Source organism: Cupriavidus sp. CP313 (genome assembly GCF_054072015.1).
This window is the reverse complement of sequence record NZ_JBSVZB010000005.1, coordinates 145,788-165,205: the sequence shown is the minus strand read 5'-3', so window position 1 is coordinate 165,205 and position 19,418 is coordinate 145,788. Positions and strand designations below refer to the sequence as shown.

Here is a 19,418-nt window from a genome sequence, read left to right as displayed (position 1 = left end):
GCGCCGCCCATGCGTTGTGGTATCGAATGAAGCGACTGCTGAGTCAGGCTTGCTGGCTTGCCAGTCATGCTGCAATGCAGCAGACTGTGGAAAACGCCTCAGGCAAGAATTCACAAAAACGCATCAGGTAGACCATGACAAAAACAAAGACGCCCCGCATTGTTGTCGTCGGTGGGGGAGCAGGGGGGCTGGAACTGGTAACGAAGCTGGGCGACAAGCTCGGCCGCAAGGGGCAGGCGCAGGTGGTGCTGGTGGACCGCCTGCCCACCCACATCTGGAAGCCGCTGCTGCATGAAGTGGCAGCCGGCAGCATGGACCCCAACACGCACCAGCTGGAATACGCGGCGCAGGCGCGTTGGCATCACTTCGAGTTCCAGCTGGGCGAGCTGACCGGCATCGACCGCAGCCGCAAGACCATCTCGGTGTCGGCCAGCTTCGACGAGGACGGCGCCGAACTGCTGCCGGCGCGCGAGCTGCCCTATGACACGCTGGTGCTGGCGATCGGCTGCGTCACGCATTTCTTCGGCGTGCCCGGCGCGGCCGAGAATGCCATCGCACTGGACGTCGTGGCGCAGGCCGAGCGCTTCCGCAAGCGGCTGATCGCGGCCTGCGTGCGGGCCCAGAACGGGCGCGGGCGCGTGGGCGAGGACGGCCGGCCGCGCGTGGACGTGGCTATCATCGGCGCGGGCGCCACCGGCGTGGAGCTGTCGGCCGAACTGCGCAACACCGCGCACGTGCTCAGCGCCTACGGTCTGCACCAGCTTGACCCGCGCCGCGATGTGCATATCCACGTGATCGAGGCCGGCCCGCGCATCCTGCCGGCGCTGTCCGAGCGGGTCTCGGTCGAGACCGCCAAGCTGCTGAAGAAGCTCGACGTCGATGTCCTGACCAGCGAGCGCGTGACCGAGGTCACGCCGCAGGCGGTGCTGACCGCCAGCGGCAAGCATATCGATGCTGACCTGACCGTGTGGGCGGCCGGCATCACCGCGCCGCCGGTGCTGGCCGCGCTGGGGCTGCCGGTCAGCCGCCAGGGCCAGATCGTGGTCGGCCCGACGCTGCAGAGCGAGGGCGACCCGGACATCTTCGCCTTCGGCGACTGCGCCAGCTGTCCGTGGGCCGAGAAGCAGACCACGGTGCCGCCGCGCGCACAGGCCGCGCACCAGCAGGCCACCTTTCTCTACAACGCGCTGCGCGCCCGGCTGGACGGGCGCCCGCTGCCGTCGTTCGCCTTCAAGGACCTCGGCTCGCTGGTGTCGCTGGGGCATTTCAGCGCGGTGGGCAGCCTGATGGGCGGGCTGATCGGCGGCTCGATGTTCATTGAAGGGCTGATGGCGCGCGTCATGTACACGTCGCTCTACCGGATGCATGTGATGGCGCTGCACGGCGCCGTGGGCATGGCGCTGGACACGGTCTCGCACTGGCTGCGCCGCAAGACCAGCCCGCGCGTCAAGCTGCACTGACGCGCGCCGGGCCGGGGCTTCCCGCGCTGCACCATGCCGCGCGGGCGGTTGGCGTGCGGGGGTGGCTGGAAAGCCGCCCCATGTTTTCTCCATGTCTGCTTAAAATCTGCCGCTGGCGCCGCATGTCGGCCCAGCCACCAACGATCCTGGAGACACGCATGCTCAAACCGGAAGTGGATAGCCTCGTCCCCGGCCAGACGTTCGACCGCCGCGGCTTTGTCAAGACGGCGCTGGGTTCCGCCTTTGCGGCGGCGGCGCTGCCGGTGATGGCCCAGCAGGCCATCAAGACCGACTTTGCCGGCCTGACCGCCGGCGAGGTCACCATCCCCTCGGGCGGCTTCAGCATGCCGGCCTACCGCGCCCAGCCCGAAGGCAAGAAGAACCTGCCGGTGGTGCTGGTGGTCAGCGAGATCTTCGGCGTGCACGAACATATCGCCGACGTCTGCCGGCGCTTTGCCAAGCTGGGCTACCTGGCGATCGGGCCGGAACTGTTCGCGCGCCAGGGCGATCCGCAGAGCTTCGGCACCATCCAGGAGCTGCAGCGCGAGGTGATCGCCAAGGTGCCTGACACGCAGGTCATGGGCGACCTGGACGCCGCGGTGGCCTGGGCCGGTGCCAACGGCGGCGACGTGTCGCGCCTCGCCATCACCGGCTTCTGCTGGGGCGGGCGCATGACCTGGCTCTATGCCGCGCACAGCAAGCGCCTGAAGGCCGGCGTGGCCTGGTACGGCCAGCTGGCGCCCGAGCCGACCCCGCTCAAGCCGAGGAACCCCATCGACCTGGTCGGCCAGCTCCATGCCCCGGTACTCGGCCTGTATGGCGGCAAGGACACCGGCATCCCGCTGGAGCAAGTGGAGAAGATGAAGTCCGCGCTGGCGGCGTCGTCCGACCCGGACGCCAAGGCCTCGCGCTTCATCGTCTATCCCGACTCCGGCCATGCCTTCCATGCCGACTACCGGCCCAGCTACCGTGAAGCCGACGCCAGGGACGGCTGGCAGAAGTGCCTGGACTGGTTGAGGCAGCACGGCGTGGCCTGATCCGGCTGTCCAGGCGCCGCGAGGCGCCTCTCGCCCGACAGCAGGATTGCAAAGTCCCGGCGGATACGTACAATGCGGCCTTTGAGTTATTGCAACATTGTTGCGTTAGCCGCCCGGCGCGATGCGGGCGGAACGGCGGGGCCGCCCGGTACCGCCACCCCGGGAGCCCATCATCCATTCGACGCTTTTGTATATCCTGCTCGCCGCCACGATCTCGGGGGTGGGCAGCATCTTCGGGGCAGCGCTGCTGTCGCTGACGGTGGCGTCCCGCGTGGTCGAGCGCATGGTGAGCTTTTCGGTGGGCGTGCTGCTGGCCACCGCGCTGCTGCATTCGCTGCCCGAGGCATTCGAGTCCGGCGCCGACCCGCGCGCGCTGTTCGGCACGCTGCTGGCGGGGCTGCTGGGTTTCTTCCTGCTGGAAAAGATCTCGCTGCTGCGCCACTCGCACCACCACGAGGGCGACGGGCACCACCACCACCACGGCCATGACCGCGAGGAAGCGGGCCGCAGCGGCCTGACCATCCTGGTCGGCGACACCTTCCACAATTTTGCCGACGGCATCGTGATCGCGGCGGCCTTCCTGGCCGATCCGCATATCGGCGTGGTCACCGCGCTGGCGATCGCGGCGCACGAGATTCCGCAGGAAGTGGGCGACTTCATCGTGCTGCTCAACGCCGGCTTTTCCAAGGCGCGTGCCTTCGCCTTCAATCTGGTGTCGAGCCTGGCGGCCATCGCCGGCGGCGTGGTCGGGTATTTCCTGCTCGACCAGCTGAGCGGCTGGATTCCGTATGTGCTGGTGATTGCCGCCAGCAGCTTCCTCTATATCGCGGTCAGCGACCTGATGCCCCAGATGCAGCGCAAGCCGCGCTGGCGCGAGTCGGCGATCCAGGTGGTGCTGGTGGCCGCGGGCATCTCGGCGATCGTCTTCATCACCAACGGCGTGCACGAGAGTCACAGCCACGGCGGGCACGGCCATATCGCGCCCGCCGCGCCCATTGCCTCGTCACGCTGACCTCAGGCGGCCCCGGTAGCAACCGGGCGCGCCGGGTCGGCGCACCATTCGCTCCATGATCCCGGGTACAGCGCCGCGCCGCCCAGGCCGGCCGCTTCCAGCGCCAGCAGGTTGTGGCAGGCCGTGACGCCGGAGCCGCACTGCATCACAGTCTGCGCCGGGGCGCGTGCACCCAGCACTGCGCCGAATTCCGCGCGCAGGGTCTCGGCCGGCTTGAAGCGGCCGTCCGTCCCCAGGTTGTCCTTGAAGAAGCGGTTGACCGCGCCGGGGATATGGCCGCCAACCGGGTCCAGCGTCTCGTTCTCGCCGCGGAAGCGGTCGGGGGCGCGCGCATCCACCACCAGCAGCGAGGCGCGCTCGAGGTTGTCCATCAGCGCGGCGGCGTCGACGGTCGGCACCAGCGACTTGCGGCGTTGGAACTTGCCGGGGAATTCCGGCTCGTCCGCGGCATCGTGTTCCAGCGGCAGGCCGGCCTTGACCCAGGCGTCCTTGCCGCCGTCGAGCACGGCCACGGCATCGTGGCCGAGCCAGCGCAGCAGCCACCACAGCCGCGCGGCGAACATGCTGCCCTGCGCATCGTAGGCCACTACCGGGGTGTCGTCGTCCACGCCCAGCGCGTGCAGGCGCGCCGCCAGGTCGTCGGCGTCGGGCAGGGGGTGGCGGCCGTTGCCGCCGGTCCTGGGGCCGGACAGCTCGTTGTCCAGGTGCAGGTAGAAGGCGCCGGGCAGGTGGCCGGTGCGGTAGGCCTCGCGGCCGGCGGCCGGGTCGGCCAGGTCGAAGCTGCAGTCGATCACGACGCAGTCGCCGGGGGTGGCCAGCAGCGATTGCAGCGCGGTGACGGAGATCAGCGGTTTCTGCATGGGAATCCTGTTGCGATCGATGGAAATGGGCTTAGAAGATGCTACACCTCGGGATGGACTTCCGCCTCCGGCGACTTGACCGGCGTGGCCGGCGTGGGCTTGGCATCGGTGCCCTGGCGCGCGCGCATCAGCGTGGTGGCGATGCCGCTGGCGATGATCAGCCCCATGCCCAGCCACGACAGCCAGTTCAGCCGGTCGGACCAGATCAGCATGCCCCACACGCTGGAAAAGACGATGCCGGCGTATTGCAGGTTGGCGGTCAGCAGCGTATTGCCGCGCTTGTAGGCGCGCGTCATCGCGGTCTGGCCCAGCGTGGCCAGGATGCCGATGGCCAGCAGCAGGCCGGCGCCGTACCAGGTGTGCGGGCTGGTGCCGCCCAGCAGCATCCACACCAGCCCGGCGATCATGCCGACCAGCGAGAAATAGAACACGATGCGGCCCCCGGGCTCGCCCAGCTGGCCGAGCTGGCGCACCTCGACATAGGCCAGCGCCGTGAACATGCCCGAGATCAGCCCGACCAGGCCGCCGGTCAGCTGGTCCTTGCCGACTGAAGGCTGCAGCAGGCAGATCACGCCGGCAAAGGACAGCAGGATCGCCAGCACCAGGCGCCGGTCGGCATTGCCGCCGGTGCCGGCCAGCGCCGCGCCGGCGCCCAGGATCAGCGCGATCCACACCGGCGACATGTAGTTCAGCGTCATCGCGGTGGCCAGCGGCAGCAGCGAGATCGAGGTGAACCACAGCATCAGCGCGGTCACGCCGAATACGCTGCGCTTGATATGCGACAGCATGTAGGGCGTGCGCACCGGGACCCCGCGCGAGGACAGCAGCACCCACATGATGACCACGCTGATCAGGCCGCGGTAGAAGACGATCTCGCCGGTGGTGTAGAGATCGGATGCCAGCTTGACGCCAACCCCCATCAACGAGAAGGCGAAGGCGGCGAACAGCATCCAGAGCGATTGCATGGCGAGGGCGTGGTGAAGCGAAACGAAGCGAGAAGGAGAGGCGGTCCGGCGCGCGAGCGGGGCTTCGTGTCTGGCCTCGCGTCGCGAAAGCGGTCTGGCGCGGCGGCATGCGCTGCCGGCACCGGACAATGATTCTAGCAGCGCACTTCGCGTCCCAAAGGAAAACGGACCGCCAGGGCGGTCCGTTCTTGCGTGCGTTGTGCGGTTATCGTACTAGCCGGCGTAAGCCATGGCGCGGCGATACCACTCATGGAAATGCTGCATGCCGTCTTCCATCGGCGACTGGTACGGGCCGACCTCGCTGGTGCCGCGCTTGAGCAGCGCCAGCCGGCCGGCATCCATGCGCTCGGCGATCTCGTCGTCCTCGATGCAGGTTTCCATGTAGGCGGCGCGCTCGGCCTCAACGAACTCGCGCTCGAACAGCGCGATTTCCTCGGGGTAGTAGAACTCCACCACATTGCGCGTCTTGCGCGGGCCGACCGGGTGCAGCGTCGAGATCACCAGCACGTTCGGGTACCACTCCACCATGATGTTGGGGTAGTAGGTCAGCCAGATCGCACCGTGCCTGGGCAGCACGCCGTCGTTGAAGCGCAGCACCGCGTCGTGCCACTTCTGGTACGTCGGGCTGCCGGGGCGCTTCAGGCCGGCATGCAGGCCCACGGTCTGCACGCTGTGCCACTCGCCGAACTCCCACTTGAGGTCGTCGCACGAGACGAAGCTGCCCAGCCCCGGGTGGAACGGCACGACGTGGTAGTCCTCGAGATAGACCTCGATAAAGGTCTTCCAGTTGTAGTCGCACTCGTGCACCTCGACGTGGTCCAGCATGTAGCCGTCGAAGTTCAGGTCCTGCGCCACGCCCAGCCTGGCCAGGTCGGCACGCACGTCGCGCTTGCCGTCGAACAGCAGGCCGTTCCAGTTCTGCAGCGGCGAGCGCTTCAGGTGCAGGCAGGGTTGCTTGTCGAAATGCGGCGCGCCGAGCAGCTCGCCCTTCAGGTCGTAGGTCCAGCGGTGCAGGGGGCAGACGATGTTCTGCGCATTGCCGCGGCCGTTGAGCATGATGGCCTGGCGGTGGCGGCAGACGTTGGACATCAGTTCGATGCCGGCGGCGTTGCGTACCAGCATGCGGCCTTCGTCCTCGGCCCTGAGCGTGTGGTAGTCGCCGATTTCCGGAACCATCAGCTCGTGGCCGATATAGCCCGGGCCATTCCTGAACAGCAGTTCGAGTTCTTGTTGATGCAGCGCTTCGTCGAAATAGACGCCGACGGGCAGTTGCGAATCAGCCGGCGCCAGGTTGAGCGCGGTGCTGAGATTGGACATTATCCCCACTCCCAGATGAACAGGTGAAAGCAGTGAACAACCCAACCATCGAAAATTGAATCGATTTGGGAAAGACAGTCGCCAGGTCGGGAGAGACTCCCGTACACCCCTGGCGGCGAACGGGGGATTGTACCCGAGCCAAAAAGTTAAGGGCCTGATTTTTTTGCCTTTTTAGCGAAAAAGTCGACCCGGGTCGTCATTGGGGTGCCGTACCGGGCGCATTCGGAAAGACGACCCGAGCGCACAAGTCACATATGCCCCAAAGGCACTCATCGGAGGCTGCCCCGCGGATGCGCAAGGATGGGGCAGGGGCCGGCTTTGGCGTAAAATCCGGGCTTCCCCATCCGGGTTTCCTTATGATTCGACCGGATTCCATATTTCCAGGGCCAGACATGCCAAAAACGATGACCGCTCCGGTCCAGACCGACGACACCACCGCGGCCTCGGCGCCGCCCGCTTCCTACGAAGCGGCAATGGCCGAGCTCGAGACCCTGGTGGCCAGCATGGAGAGCGGCGAACTGCCGCTCGAGGCATCGCTGGCGGCCTACCGCCGAGGCGCCGAGCTGGTGCGCTACTGCCAGCAAAAGCTGGAGCGCGTGGAGCAGCAGGTCAAGGTGCTGGAGGGCGACGTGCTCAAGCCGCTGGCCGGCGAAGGCAGTGGTGCAAACGGTGGCAATGGCGGCGCGTTGGGGGCGGACGACGAATGACCGACTTCGCCCAATGGATGCAGGCGCAGGGCGCCCGGACCGAAGCCGCGCTGCAGGCAGCGTTGCCCGATGCCAACACCGTGCCGCATACGCTGCACGAGGCCATGCGCTATGCTGCACTAAGCGGCGGCAAGCGCGTGCGGCCGCTGCTGGTGCATGCCGCCGGCGAGGTCAGCGGGGCGGCGCCGGCCGCCTGCGACGCGGCGGCCTGCGCGGTAGAAATGATCCACGCCTATTCGCTGGTGCACGACGACATGCCCTGCATGGATGACGACGACCTGCGCCGCGGCCGGCCCACCGTGCACAAGGCCTATGACGAGGCCACCGCATTGCTGGTTGGCGACGCGCTGCAGACCCAGGCCTTTATCGTGCTGGCCGGTGCCGGGGCGCTCGCGCCCGCGGCGCGGCTGCAGCTGGTGGCCGAGCTGGCGCTGGCGTCGGGCTCGACCGGCATGGCCGGCGGCCAGGCGATCGACTTGCAGAACGTGGGCCGGGCCATGACGCGCGAGGCGCTCGAGGCCATGCATCGCATGAAGACCGGCGCGCTGTTGCGCGCCAGTGTGCGCATGGGTGCGCTATGTGGTGAAATCGACGCCCAGGGCCTGGCTGCGCTGGACCGCTATGCGGCGGCAGTGGGATTGGCGTTCCAGGTGGTTGACGATATTCTGGACGTCACTGCCGATACCGCCACGCTGGGCAAGACCGCCGGCAAGGACGCCGCCCATGACAAGCCGACCTATGTATCGTTGATGGGACTTGACCCGGCACGCGCACTGGCCGGGACGCTGCGCGCCGAGGCACACGAGGCGCTGGCCAGCTTTGGCGAGCGCGCGGACCGCCTGCGGGACCTGGCGGACCTGATCGTGCTGCGCACACATTAAACAGAGAGCCGGCCGAACGGACATCATGACCTACGCACTTCTCAACAAGATTGACGCCCCCGCAGACCTGCGCAAGCTCGACCGGCGTGAGCTCCAGACCCTGGCGGACGAACTGCGCGCCTATGTGCTGGAGTCGGTCTCGCAGACCGGCGGCCACCTGTCGTCCAACCTCGGCACGGTCGAGCTGACCATCGCGCTGCATTACGTCTTCAACACCCCGGACGACCGGCTGGTGTGGGACGTGGGCCACCAGAGCTACCCGCACAAGATCCTGACCGGGCGCCGCGAGCGCATGGGCACGCTGCGCCAGTGGGGCGGCATCTCGGGCTTCCCGCGCCGCAGCGAGAGCGAATACGACACCTTCGGCACGGCGCATTCGTCGACCTCGATCTCGGCCGCGCTGGGCATGGCGCTGGGCGCGCGCACGCTGGGCGAGAAGCGCGTCTCGGTGGCGGTGATCGGCGACGGCGCCATGACCGCGGGCATGGCCTTCGAGGCCCTGAACAACGCCGGCGTCTACAAGGACCTGCCGCTGGTGGTGGTGCTCAACGACAACGACATGTCGATCTCGCCGCCGGTGGGCGCGCTCAACCGCCACCTGGCGCGGCTGCTGAGCGGCCAGTTCTATGCGGCCACCAAGAAGGGCATCGAGAAAGTCCTGTCGGTGGCGCCGCCGGTGCTGGAGTTCGCCAAGCGCTTCGAGGAACATGCCAAGGGCATGATGGTGCCGGCCACGCTGTTCGAGGAATTTGGCTTCAACTACATCGGCCCGATCGACGGCCATGACCTGAGCTCGCTGGTGCCGACGCTGCTGAATATCCGCCAGCGCGCGCTGGAGGGCGGCGGCCCGCAGTTCCTGCACGTGGTGACCAAGAAGGGCCAGGGCTACAAGCTGGCCGAGGCCGACCCGATCCTGTACCACGGCCCCGGCAAGTTCAACCCGGCCGAGGGCATCCGTCCGGCGGCCAAGCCGGCGCGCAAGACCTACACGCAGGTGTTCGGCGACTGGCTGTGCGACATGGCCGCGGCCGACAAGCGCCTGGTCGGCATTACCCCGGCGATGCGCGAAGGCTCGGGCATGGTCGAGTTCGAGAAGCGCTTCCCGGACCGTTACTACGACGTGGGCATCGCCGAGCAGCACGCGGTGACCTTCGCCGGCGGCCTGGCCTGCGAGGGCCTGAAGCCGGTGGTGGCGATCTACTCGACCTTCCTGCAGCGCGGCTATGACCAGCTGATCCACGACGTGGCGCTGCAGAACCTGCCGGTGGTGTTCGCGCTGGACCGCGCCGGCCTGGTCGGCGCCGACGGCGCCACGCACGCGGGTGCCTACGATATCGCCTACCTGCGCTGCATCCCCAACATGATGGTGATGACGCCGTCTGACGAGAACGAGTGCCGTCAGTTGCTGACCACGGCGTTCCACCAGACCTGCCCGAGCGCCGTGCGCTATCCGCGCGGCTCCGGCCCGGGCGCTGCCATTGCCGCCGAGCTCACCACCGTGCCGGTCGGCAAGGGCGTGATGCGCCGCGAGGGCGGTGCGCGCGCGGGGCATCGCGTGGGCTTCCTGGCGTTCGGCTCGATGGTGCACCCGGCCCTGGGTGCCGCCGAGGCGCTGGACGCCACGGTCGCCGACATGCGCTTCGTCAAGCCGCTCGACGTGGAACTGGTCAAGCGACTGGCCGCGGAGAACGACTACCTGGTGACGGTGGAAGAGGGCAGCGTGATGGGCGGCGCCGGCAGCGCCGTGCTCGAAGCGCTGGCCGAGGCCGGCATCGACAAGCCAGTGCTGACGCTGGGCCTGCCTGACCGCTTCGTCGACCACGGCGACCCGGCCTACCTGCTGCAGCAATGCGGCCTGGATGCGGCCGGCATCGAGCGCTCGGTGCGCGAGCGCTTCGGGCTGGACCAGCCCAAGGTCACGGTCGCCTCGCGCGTGGCCTGATCACCTGCTGTCCCGAAGGGGATTCGGCCCTCGCACCACGAGTGCGTCCGAATTCCCTTAAACTCCCCCTTTTTTGTGTTCGCAGCTGCGGGCCGGCGTGCCATTTGCCGGGTCCCGTGGTTTCACACTCGTTGCGCGGCATGGATGGACTGCGAAAATGCCGCGACCGTAAGGGCTCGTGCCGCCCCCCTTGGGCGCGACCCTGGAGGAAACCGTAGATGAATGACATCAATCCCGCCTTTGTCATGCCCGACGTCCAGTCGAGCCCCGACACCCGCCAGATCCCCATCCAGCGTGTCGGCGTCAAGGGCGTGCGTTACCCCGTGACCCTGAAGACCCCGACCGGCATCGTGCCGACCGTGGGCACCTTCAATCTCGACGTGCACCTGCCGGCGGACCAGAAGGGCACGCATATGTCGCGCTTCGTCGCGCTGCTGGAAGAAGAGCGCGCACCGCTGGAGCTGTCCAGCTTCCGGCTGATGCTGGACAAGATGCTGGAAAAGCTGGAAGCCGAGGCTGGCCGCATCGAGGTCACCTTCCCGTACTTCATCAGCAAGATCGCGCCGGTGTCGGGCGTGGAGTCGCTGCTGGACTACGAGGTCACGCTGACCGGCGAAGTGCGCAACGGCGCCACGCGCGTGTTCCTGAAGGCGCTGGTGCCGGTGACCAGCCTGTGCCCGTGCTCGAAGAAGATCTCGCAGTACGGCGCGCACAACCAGCGTTCGCATATCACCATGGACGTGGAACTGGCCGGCGAGCTGCCGGTGGAAGCGCTGGTCCGCATGGCCGAGGAAGAGGCCTCGTGCGAGCTGTGGGGCCTGCTCAAGCGCCCCGACGAGAAGTTCGTCACCGAGCGCGCCTATGAGAACCCCAAGTTCGTCGAGGACCTGGTGCGTGATATCGCCATGCGGCTGAATGCGGATGACCGCATCGTGGCCTATGTGCTGGAGGCGGAGAACTTTGAGTCGATCCACAACCACAGCGCGTATGCGGTGATCGAGCGGGACAAGCGCGTCGACTGACCGTGTTGTCGCTGCCATGAAAATAGCCACCGCATGCGGTGGCTATTTCTTTGATCCGGTTCAGGCCGCCGAAGGCAGGCGGATATCCACCAGGTCCCAGCGCGGCGTCACGCCGTAGCCATACTCGTGCCGCGCCAGTTCGGGCGCGGCCTGCAGCCGCATTGCGCCGGCAAACGCGATCATCGCGCCGTTGTCGGTGCAGAACGCCAGGTCCGGGTAATAGACCTCAAGCTTGCGTTGCTTGCCAAGCTGGTCCAGCCGCTCGCGCAGTTGCCGGTTGGCGCCCACACCCCCGGCCACCACCAGCCGCTTGTGCCCGGTCTGCTTGAGCGCCGCCATCGACTTGGCGGCCAGCACGTCGACAATGGCATCGACAAAGGCGCGCGCCAGGTTGGCGCGGTCCTGCTCGCAGGTATTGGCGAGCTTGCGGGTTTGCGTCAGCACCGCGGTCTTCAGCCCGGCGAAGGAGAAATCCAGGTTGCCCGAATGCAGCATCGGCCGCGGCAGCGCAAAGGTGCCGGGGATGCCGAATTCGGCCAGCCGCGACACTTCCGGGCCGCCTGGATAGCCCAGGCCCAGCAGCTTGGCGGTCTTGTCGAAGGCTTCGCCGGCGGCGTCGTCCAGTGTTTCGCCCAGCAGCGTGTAGTCGCCGATGCCGCGCACTTCCATCAGTTGCGTATGCCCGCCCGACACCAGCAGCGCCACGAACGGGAAGGGCGGCGGCTCGCGCGTCAGCAGTGGCGACAGCAGGTGGCCTTCCAGGTGGTGCACGCCCACCATCGGCACGTTCAGCGCAAAGCCCAGTGCGTTGGCCACCGAGGCGCCCACCAGCAGTGCGCCGGCCAGCCCGGGGCCCTGGGTGAAGGCAATGGCGTCGATGTCCTGGCGGGTACGGCCGGCATCGGCCAGCACCTGCTCCAGCAGCGGCAGCACGCGGCGGATATGGTCGCGCGACGCCAGTTCCGGCACCACGCCGCCGTAGTCGCGGTGCATGGCGATCTGCGAGTGCAGCGCGTGCGCGAGCAGGCCGGCCCCGGTGTCATAGAGGGCGAGGCCGGTTTCGTCGCAGGAGGATTCGATGCCGAGGACAAGCATGGGAAGCGCATAGGGCCGTCTCCGGTCAGGGAAACGGCTGTCGAAACAACAGGTTGCAGGAAGCGCGCAGGGTAGCACAGCGGCGCGCGGCGTGCTTTTCGCTACAATCTGCCCTTTCTCTGGCGGTGGCAATACACATGGATGCGCGAGGCGTGCAATGAGCGGGGCAACATCGGCCCGGACGGGCCGGTATGACGTGGCCGTGCTGGGTGCGGGCGCGGCCGGCATGATGTGTGCCGCCGTGGCCGGCCAGAACGGCGCGCGCGTGGTGCTGATCGACCATGCCACCAAACTGGCCGAGAAGATCCGCATCTCCGGCGGCGGGCGCTGCAATTTCACCAACCTGCAGGCCGGGCCCGCCAACTATCTGTCGTCCAATCCGCACTTCTGCCGTTCGGCGCTGGCGCGCTACACGCCGCAGGATTTCCTTGGACTGATGCGCCGCTACGGCATCGACTGGCACGAGAAGCATCGCGGCCAGCTGTTCTGCAACGACAGCGCCGAAGACGTGATCGCCATGCTGCGCGCCGAATGCGACACCGGCCATGTGCGCTGGCAGACCGGCTGCACCGTGGCCGAGATCCGGCGCGAGGGCGACGACTTCCTGCTGCTCACCGCCACCGGCACGGTGCGGGCCGGGGCGCTGGTGGTGGCCACCGGCGGCCTGTCGATCCCCAAGATCGGCGCCACCGACTTTGGCTATCGCATCGCGCGGCAGTTCGGACTGGGCATCGTCGAAACCCGGCCGGCGCTGGTGCCGCTGACCTTCGACGGCAAGGACTGGGCGCCGTTCGCGCCGCTGGCCGGCGTGTCGCTGGAGGTGGATGTCGCCACCGGCAACGGCAAGGCGGCCGGAGCCTTCCGCGAAGACCTGCTGTGGACGCACCGCGGCCTGTCTGGCCCCGCCGTGCTGCAGATCTCCAGCTACTGGCGCCCCGGCACGCCGATCGCCATCGACCTTTTCGATGGCCAGGATGCCGCCGCCTGGCTGCTGGAGCAGAAGGCCGGCAGCCGCAAGCACCTGGGCAACCTGCTGGCGCAACGGTTGCCGGCGCGGCTGGCCGATGCCTGGTGCGCGGCCTCGGGCGTGGATGCAACCATGCCGCTGCATGATGTGACCGACAAGGCCCTGCGCAAGCTGGGCGCCACGCTCAACGGCTGGCGCATCGTGCCGTCGGGCACCGAGGGCTACCGCAAGGCCGAGGTCACGCTGGGCGGCGTCGACACGCGGGCGCTGTCATCAACCACCATGATGGCCCGCGAGGTGCCGGGCCTGTATTTCATCGGCGAGGCGGTGGACGTGACCGGCTGGCTGGGCGGCTACAACTTCCAGTGGGCCTGGGCGTCCGCGGTGGCGGCGGGGCAGGCCGCGGCCGAGGCGGCGCGCACGTCTTCAGTAGGGCAATCGGTGGCATAAAGGCGGCACGAAGCCGCCAGATGGGTGGCAATTGCCACTTGGGGAGTGTCCGTTGCGCGCCACTTCCGCGGCAGATTGTTGGTGCTACAATCCAGAACTTCGTAAAGGCGCTATCCCGATAGTTCTTTATTTTCTGGCCAAATGACTACGATCCGTCTCAAGGAAAACGAGCCTTTTGAAGTTGCCATGCGCCGTTTCAAGCGCACCATCGAGAAGAACGGGCTGCTCCCAGAACTGCTGGCGCGCGAGTTTTACGAAAAGCCCACCGCCGCGCGCAAGCGCAAGAAGGCAGCCGCCGAAAAGCGCCATTACAAGCGCATCCGCAGCCAGACGCTGCCGAAGAAGCTGTACTGACCCCGGCGCTCCCGCTTGCATCCGACCCGCTGTGGCATACGCTTCGGCGGGTTTTTGCATTCCGGGCCTTGCAGTGGGCGGTCGCCGTCGCCACCTGTGAGTGTCCACCCACTTTCTGGAAGATCACGATGTCCCTCAAAGCCCGTATCAGCGAAGACATGAAGGCCGCCATGCGCGCCCGCGAATCGGAGCGCCTCGGCACCATCCGCCTGCTGCTGGCCGCCATCAAGCAGCGCGAAGTCGATGAGCGCGTGGAACTGGACGATACCGCCGTGCTGGCCGTGGTCGAGAAGCTGATCAAGCAACGCAAGGATTCGATCTCGCAGTTCCAGCAGGCGGGCCGCAATGACCTGGCCGACAAGGAACTGGCGGAAGTCGAGGTGCTGAAGGCCTACATGCCCGCCGCGTTGTCGGACGAGGAAGTCGCCGCCGAAGTCCAGCAGGCCGTTGCCGCCACTGGCGCGGCCGGTCCGCAGGACATGGGCAAGGTCATGGGCGTGCTCAAGGGCAAGCTGGCCGGCCGTGCCGACATGACCGCCGTATCGGCCCTGGTCAAGGCCGCACTTGCAGTAAAGTAAATACTGATTTAATCGGTTGCAAGCAAGATAAGCACCGGATCTGCGTGGTTCGGTGCAGTTGCACGGAGATGTCACGCAGTCCGGGCGGCCCTATCACGCTGCACTACAATATTCCGATAGCAGCCGGGCGCCGCACCGGTCACGCATTCCTAAAAGAAGCCGCCCGCCGCGGGACGGCCATGCCTCAGGACGGTCAGTCGGGTGATTCCGCAATCCTTTATTCAGGACCTGCTCAACCGTGTCGACATTGTCGATGTGGTGGGCAAGTATGTGCAGCTGAAGAAGGGCGGCGCCAATTTCATGGGGCTGTGCCCCTTCCATAACGAGAAATCGCCGTCATTCACGGTGTCTCCGACCAAGCAGTTCTACCACTGCTTTGGCTGCGGCGCCCACGGCTCGGCCATCGGCTTCCTGATGGAATTTTCCGGCCAGTCCTACCCGGAAGCGGTGCGCGAGCTGGCCCAGTCGGTCGGCATGAGCGTGCCGGAAGAGCGGGACCGGCTGCCGCCCGGGCAGCGCGCGGAGCAGCAGGCCCGTTCGGTGGCGCTGTCCGACGCCATGACCCGCGCCACCGATTTCTACCGCCGCCAGCTGCGCGGCGCGCCGCAGGCGATCCAGTACCTTAAGGGCCGCGGCCTGACCGGCGAGATCGCCGCGAACTTTGGCCTGGGCTATGCGCCGGATGACTGGCAGGGCCTGGAGGCCGTGTTCGGCAGCTATCGTGATGACAACGTGTCGGCGCCGCTGGTCGAGTGCGGCCTGCTGATCGAAAGCGAGAAGCGCGATGCGGACGGCAAGCCGCGCCGCTACGACCGCTTCCGTGACCGCATCATGTTCCCTATCCGCAACACCAAGGGGGCCGTGATCGGCTTCGGCGGCCGCGTGATGGGGCAGGGCGAGCCCAAGTACCTGAACTCGCCCGAGACCCCGCTGTTCAGCAAGGGCACGGAGCTGTACGGGCTGTTCGAGGCCCGTCACGCGATCCGGGAAACCGGCTACGTGCTGGTGGTCGAAGGGTATATGGACGTCGTCGCGCTGGCCCAGCTCGGTTTTGCCAATGCCGTTGCCACCCTGGGCACGGCGTGCACCCCTGTGCACGTGCAGAAGCTGCTGCGCCAGACCGACGCCGTGGTGTTCTCGTTCGACGGCGACTCTGCCGGGCGCCGCGCGGCCCGGCGCGCGCTGGAAGCCTGCCTGCCGCACGTGGCGGACAACAAGACCATCCGCTTCCTGTTCCTGCCGGCCGAGCACGATCCGGACAGCTATGTGCGCGAAGAGGGCACCGAGGCCTTTGCCACCCAGGTGCGCAACGCCATGCCGCTGTCGCGCTTCCTGCTGCAGTCGGTCACCGAAGACCTGGACCTGCGCCAGCCCGAAGGCCGCGCCCGGGCCCAGTACGAGGCCAAGCCGCTGCTGCAGGCCATGCCCGCCGGCGGCCTGAGGCTACAGATTGTGCGCGAACTTGCCGATGCCACGGGTACGACACCCGCGGAGATCGAAGCCATCTGCGGTCTGCGCAGCGACCCGGCCCGCGTCGGCCGCTTCGCCCAGCCGCGCCCGCGCACACGCCGCCAGGCCCCGACCGGGCTGGAGCAGCGGGTGATCCAGTTGCTGATGTGCTATCCGGCGCTGTCGGCAAGGCTTGACGAGGATGCGCGCGCGCTGCTGCTGGGCGGCGAGAGCGGCGACAGTGAAGTGCTGGCGCACCTGGTGGAGGCGTGCGACAGCGTGCAGGGCGAAGTCAATTTTGCGGCCTTCAGCGAACACCTGGCCCAGTCGCCCTATGCCGAGGTGTATGCCGTGGCGCGTACCGCGGTGCTGCGAGAAGAGATCGAAGAAGCACCCGCAATACAGGATTTCGATGCGGCCATTACCAAGCTGCTGGCCGAGCCGCTGCGGCGCGAACTCGACGGCCTGCAGGCGGAGGTGGTGGCCGGCACGGCCGATGAAGCGGCCAAGCAGCGCATGCGCTGGCTGGTGGGCGAAATCCACCGGCGGCGCCAACTTGGCTGAGGTGCCTGTGGGTGCCCTGGCTATCAACCAGGAGGCAGCAGTAAGCGTTGGATAAGGGACTGGGCCCGGCCCCGCCGAGCTTAAGCCTTGATTTTTCAGGTGAAAACCTCACCTGACAGGGAGCCGGCTATGTGTGGCGTGCTACAATAGTTGGTTTGGATTGCGAAATCTTTCTCTCCAGTTCTGGTGAAAGTGAGCGTGCCAATGGCAAAGGCCAAAGCAACCGAAAGGGTTACCTCTAAAGCTCCCCAATCAGGGAGCGGCAAGGCGTCTGTGAAAACAACGGCGGCGAAGACATCGACCGCGTCAGTCAAGACACCAGCCCGGTCTGCGCCATCAAAGTCCGTGCGTAGCGCGCAAGCGCCCGCCGTGACGACTCCCACCAGGACTCGCACATCCGAAAAGACAAAGGCCTCGACTTCGGCACGCGAGAGCGGCAAGAGCGCCAGTACGAGCGGCAAGGTCGCCGCGTCTGCACCAGTGAAAGGCAAGAGTATCACCGTGGCGAAACAGCAGAATACCGAAGTCGAGAGCAAGCGAGCGGCAGCCGCCGGCGCCAAGAGTGGGGAAGCCAAGGCTGGCACCACCACTACGGCAACCAAGGCGCGTGCCGCGACACCTGCATCCGTTGCATCCGAGCGTCCCGCTGCGCCGGCAATCAAGCCGGAGCCGAAAAAGCGTGGCCGCAAGCCCAAGGCCGAGATGCAGCACGACGACAGCACAACAGACGACGTGACTGAAGAGTTTTACGAGAACGATACGCGCGCGGCGGCAACACCGTCCGCGGCGCCGAAGACCGAAAAGCAGAAAGCCAAGGACCGCAAGGCCAAGGAAAAGGCCCTGCTCAAGGAGTTCGCCTCGACCCAGCAGGGCACCGAGGAGGAGCTTGAACTGCGTCGCCAGAAACTCAAGGCGCTGATCAAGCTGGGCAAGTCGCGCGGCTACCTGACCTACGCGGAAATCAACGATCACCTGCCGGACGACATGGTCGATTCGGAAACGATCGACACGCTGGTCGCCACGCTGAACGACATCGGCATTGCTGTCTACGAACAAGCGCCGGATGCCGAGACGCTGCTGCTCAACGACAACGCCCCGTCTGCCACCAGCGAGGAAGAAGCCGAGGAAGAGGCCGAAGCGGCCCTGTCCACGGTGGACTCCGAGTTCGGCCGCACCACCGACCCGGTGCGCATGTACATGCGCGAAATGGGCACGGTCGAGCTGCTGACGCGCGAAGGCGAAATCGAGATCGCCAAGCGCATCGAGGCCGGCCTCAAGGACATGGTGATGGCGATTTCGGCTTGCCCGGTCACCATCTCCGAGATCCTGGCCCATGCCGAGCGCGTGGCCAACGACGAGATCAAGATCGACGAATTCGTCGACGGCCTGATCGACCCGAACGCCGAGGTAGTGGCCGAGTCTCCGGCCGCCGCCGCTGCGCCTGCCGCTGACGAGGACCTCGAGTCCGACGACGAGGAAGACGCCGACGAGGACGAGGACGATGAAGGCGACGCCGGTGCCGGCGCCTCCGCGCGCCAGCTGGAAGAACTGAAGCAGAACGCGCTGGAGAAATTCCGCGTGATCGCCGAGCAGTTCGACAAGATGCGCCGCGCGTTCGAGAAGGAAGGCTACAACTCCAAGTCCTACGTCAAGGCGCAGGAAGCCATCCAGGCCGAACTGATGGGCATCCGCTTCACCGCCCGCAATGTCGAGCGCCTGTGCGACACGCTGCGCGGCCAGGTGGACGAAGTGCGCAAGCTCGAGCGCTCGATCCTGAACATCGTGGTCGACAAGTGCGGCATGCCGCGCTCGGAATTCGTTGCCCGCTTCCCGGGCAACGAGACCAACCTCGAGTGGGTCCACACCATCGTCGCCGACGGCAAGGGCTACAGCACCATCGTCGAGCGCAACGTGCCGGCCGTGCACGAGCTGCAGCAGAAGCTGATCGACCTGCAGTCGCGCGTGGTGCTGCCGCTGAAGGAACTGAAGGGCGTCAACCGCAAGATGGCCGAGGGCGAGCGTCGTGCCCGCGAAGCCAAGCGCGAAATGACCGAGGCCAACCTGCGCCTCGTGATCTCGATCGCCAAGAAGTACACCAACCGCGGCCTGCAGTTCCTCGACCTGATCCAGGAAGGCAACATCGGCCTGATGAAGGCGGTGGACAAGTTCGAATACCGCCGCGGCTACAAGTTCTCGACGTACGCCACATGGTGGATCCGCCAGGCCATCACGCGCTCGATCGCCGACCAGGCGCGCACCATCCGCATCCCGGTGCACATGATCGAGACGATCAACAAGATGAACCGCATCTCGCGCCAGATCCTGCAGGAAACCGGCAATGAGCCGGATCCGGCAACGCTGGCCGAGAAGATGGAGATGCCGGAAGACAAGATCCGCAAGATCATGAAGATCGCCAAAGAGCCGATCTCCATGGAAACGCCGATCGGTGACGACGACGACTCCCATCTGGGCGACTTCATCGAGGACACCAACACGCTGGCCCCGGCCGAAGCGGCGCTGCACGGCTCCATGCGCGACGTCGTCAAGGACGTGCTGGACTCGCTCACGCCGCGCGAAGCCAAGGTGCTGCGCATGCGCTTCGGCATCGAAATGAGCACCGACCACACGCTGGAAGAAGTCGGCAAGCAGTTCGACGTCACGCGTGAACGGATCCGCCAGATCGAGGCCAAGGCACTGCGCAAGCTGCGCCACCCGAGCCGCTCGGACAAGCTGAAGAGCTTCCTGGAAGGCAACTAAA

Annotated in this window: 17 protein-coding genes; 12 read left to right on the top strand and 5 right to left on the bottom strand. The window is 66.7% G+C overall.

Annotated features, from left to right (window positions below; genetic code table 11):
* Window positions 1–134: 134 nt before the first annotated feature.
* The 3 genes from ACW4E8_RS09380 (at window position 135) to ACW4E8_RS09370 (ending at window position 3,509) form a co-directional block, all read left to right on the top strand.
* On the top strand, window positions 135–1,460 hold the full coding sequence (locus ACW4E8_RS09380) for an NAD(P)/FAD-dependent oxidoreductase (RefSeq protein ID WP_456804243.1): 1,326 nt from the start codon (window positions 135–137) through the stop codon (window positions 1,458–1,460).
* A 158-nt stretch (window positions 1,461–1,618) separates the two neighbouring features.
* Window positions 1,619–2,497 carry a dienelactone hydrolase family protein gene (locus ACW4E8_RS09375; protein ID WP_456804242.1) on the top strand — a complete coding sequence of 293 codons (879 nt, stop codon included), beginning with the start codon at window positions 1,619–1,621 and terminating at the stop codon, window positions 2,495–2,497.
* A gap of 121 nt (window positions 2,498–2,618) precedes the next feature.
* Complete coding sequence (locus tag ACW4E8_RS09370) at window positions 2,619–3,509, top strand: ZIP family metal transporter (protein ID WP_456804241.1); 891 nt, start codon at window positions 2,619–2,621, stop codon at window positions 3,507–3,509.
* A 2-nt stretch (window positions 3,510–3,511) separates the two neighbouring features.
* Here the strand turns inward: ACW4E8_RS09370 and ACW4E8_RS09365 are convergent, their stop codons facing one another.
* The 3 genes from ACW4E8_RS09365 to ACW4E8_RS09355 form a co-directional block, all read right to left on the bottom strand.
* Window positions 3,512–4,369, bottom strand: a complete 858-nt coding sequence (locus tag ACW4E8_RS09365; protein WP_456804240.1) for a sulfurtransferase — start codon at window positions 4,367–4,369, stop codon at window positions 3,512–3,514.
* 41 nt (window positions 4,370–4,410) lie between these two features.
* Window positions 4,411–5,334 (bottom strand): DMT family transporter, encoded by a 924-nt coding sequence (locus ACW4E8_RS09360; RefSeq protein WP_456804239.1) that lies wholly within the window; start codon window positions 5,332–5,334, stop codon window positions 4,411–4,413.
* Window positions 5,335–5,547: 213 nt separating this feature from the next.
* Complete coding sequence (locus tag ACW4E8_RS09355) at window positions 5,548–6,651, bottom strand: aromatic ring-hydroxylating oxygenase subunit alpha (protein WP_456804238.1); 1,104 nt, start codon at window positions 6,649–6,651, stop codon at window positions 5,548–5,550.
* Between the two features lie 392 nt (window positions 6,652–7,043).
* On the opposite strand from ACW4E8_RS09355, the gene ACW4E8_RS09350 reads away from it, so the two are divergent.
* The 4 genes from ACW4E8_RS09350 to folE2 all read left to right on the top strand — a co-directional run bounded on the left by ACW4E8_RS09350 (window position 7,044) and on the right by folE2 (window position 11,203).
* Window positions 7,044–7,358: an exodeoxyribonuclease VII small subunit gene (locus ACW4E8_RS09350; RefSeq protein ID WP_042886746.1), complete on the top strand. Its 315-nt coding sequence runs from the start codon at window positions 7,044–7,046 to the stop codon at window positions 7,356–7,358.
* Window positions 7,355–8,239 (top strand): polyprenyl synthetase family protein, encoded by an 885-nt coding sequence (locus ACW4E8_RS09345; protein ID WP_456804237.1) that lies wholly within the window; start codon window positions 7,355–7,357, stop codon window positions 8,237–8,239. Before ACW4E8_RS09350 ends, ACW4E8_RS09345 begins: the two co-directional genes overlap by 4 nt.
* A 25-nt stretch (window positions 8,240–8,264) precedes the next feature.
* A complete protein-coding gene (gene dxs / locus ACW4E8_RS09340) occupies window positions 8,265–10,181 on the top strand; it encodes a 1-deoxy-D-xylulose-5-phosphate synthase (protein ID WP_456804236.1) in 1,917 nt (638 codons plus the stop codon).
* A gap of 218 nt (window positions 10,182–10,399) precedes the next feature.
* Window positions 10,400–11,203: a GTP cyclohydrolase FolE2 gene (folE2, locus tag ACW4E8_RS09335; RefSeq protein ID WP_018311640.1), complete on the top strand. Its 804-nt coding sequence runs from the start codon at window positions 10,400–10,402 to the stop codon at window positions 11,201–11,203.
* Between the two features lie 60 nt (window positions 11,204–11,263).
* Here the strand turns inward: folE2 and tsaD are convergent, their stop codons facing one another.
* Window positions 11,264–12,298 (bottom strand): tRNA (adenosine(37)-N6)-threonylcarbamoyltransferase complex transferase subunit TsaD, encoded by a 1,035-nt coding sequence (gene tsaD / locus ACW4E8_RS09330; RefSeq protein ID WP_456804235.1) that lies wholly within the window; start codon window positions 12,296–12,298, stop codon window positions 11,264–11,266.
* A gap of 157 nt (window positions 12,299–12,455) precedes the next feature.
* Here tsaD and ACW4E8_RS09325 point away from each other — a divergent pair, with 157 nt between their 5' ends.
* From ACW4E8_RS09325 to dnaG, 4 genes are all read left to right on the top strand, one after another.
* Window positions 12,456–13,715, top strand: a complete 1,260-nt coding sequence (locus tag ACW4E8_RS09325) for an NAD(P)/FAD-dependent oxidoreductase (RefSeq protein ID WP_456804234.1) — start codon at window positions 12,456–12,458, stop codon at window positions 13,713–13,715.
* 141 nt (window positions 13,716–13,856) lie between these two features.
* Window positions 13,857–14,069: a 30S ribosomal protein S21 gene (rpsU, locus tag ACW4E8_RS09320; protein WP_456804233.1), complete on the top strand. Its 213-nt coding sequence runs from the start codon at window positions 13,857–13,859 to the stop codon at window positions 14,067–14,069.
* Between the two features lie 128 nt (window positions 14,070–14,197).
* Entirely contained in the window at window positions 14,198–14,647 is a 450-nt protein-coding gene (locus tag ACW4E8_RS09315) for a GatB/YqeY domain-containing protein (protein ID WP_456804232.1), read from the top strand.
* Between the two features lie 201 nt (window positions 14,648–14,848).
* Window positions 14,849–16,660, top strand: coding sequence for a DNA primase (gene dnaG / locus ACW4E8_RS09310; RefSeq protein WP_456804231.1), 1,812 nt, complete (start codon window positions 14,849–14,851; stop codon window positions 16,658–16,660).
* 95 nt (window positions 16,661–16,755) lie between these two features.
* Here the strand turns inward: dnaG and ACW4E8_RS09305 are convergent, their stop codons facing one another.
* Complete coding sequence (locus tag ACW4E8_RS09305; RefSeq protein WP_456804230.1) at window positions 16,756–17,151, bottom strand: hypothetical protein; 396 nt, start codon at window positions 17,149–17,151, stop codon at window positions 16,756–16,758.
* On the opposite strand from ACW4E8_RS09305, the gene rpoD reads away from it, so the two are divergent.
* Window positions 17,141–19,417 (top strand): RNA polymerase sigma factor RpoD, encoded by a 2,277-nt coding sequence (rpoD, locus tag ACW4E8_RS09300; protein ID WP_456804229.1) that lies wholly within the window; start codon window positions 17,141–17,143, stop codon window positions 19,415–19,417. The genes ACW4E8_RS09305 and rpoD overlap by 11 nt on opposite strands.
* Window position 19,418 lies beyond the last annotated feature (1 nt).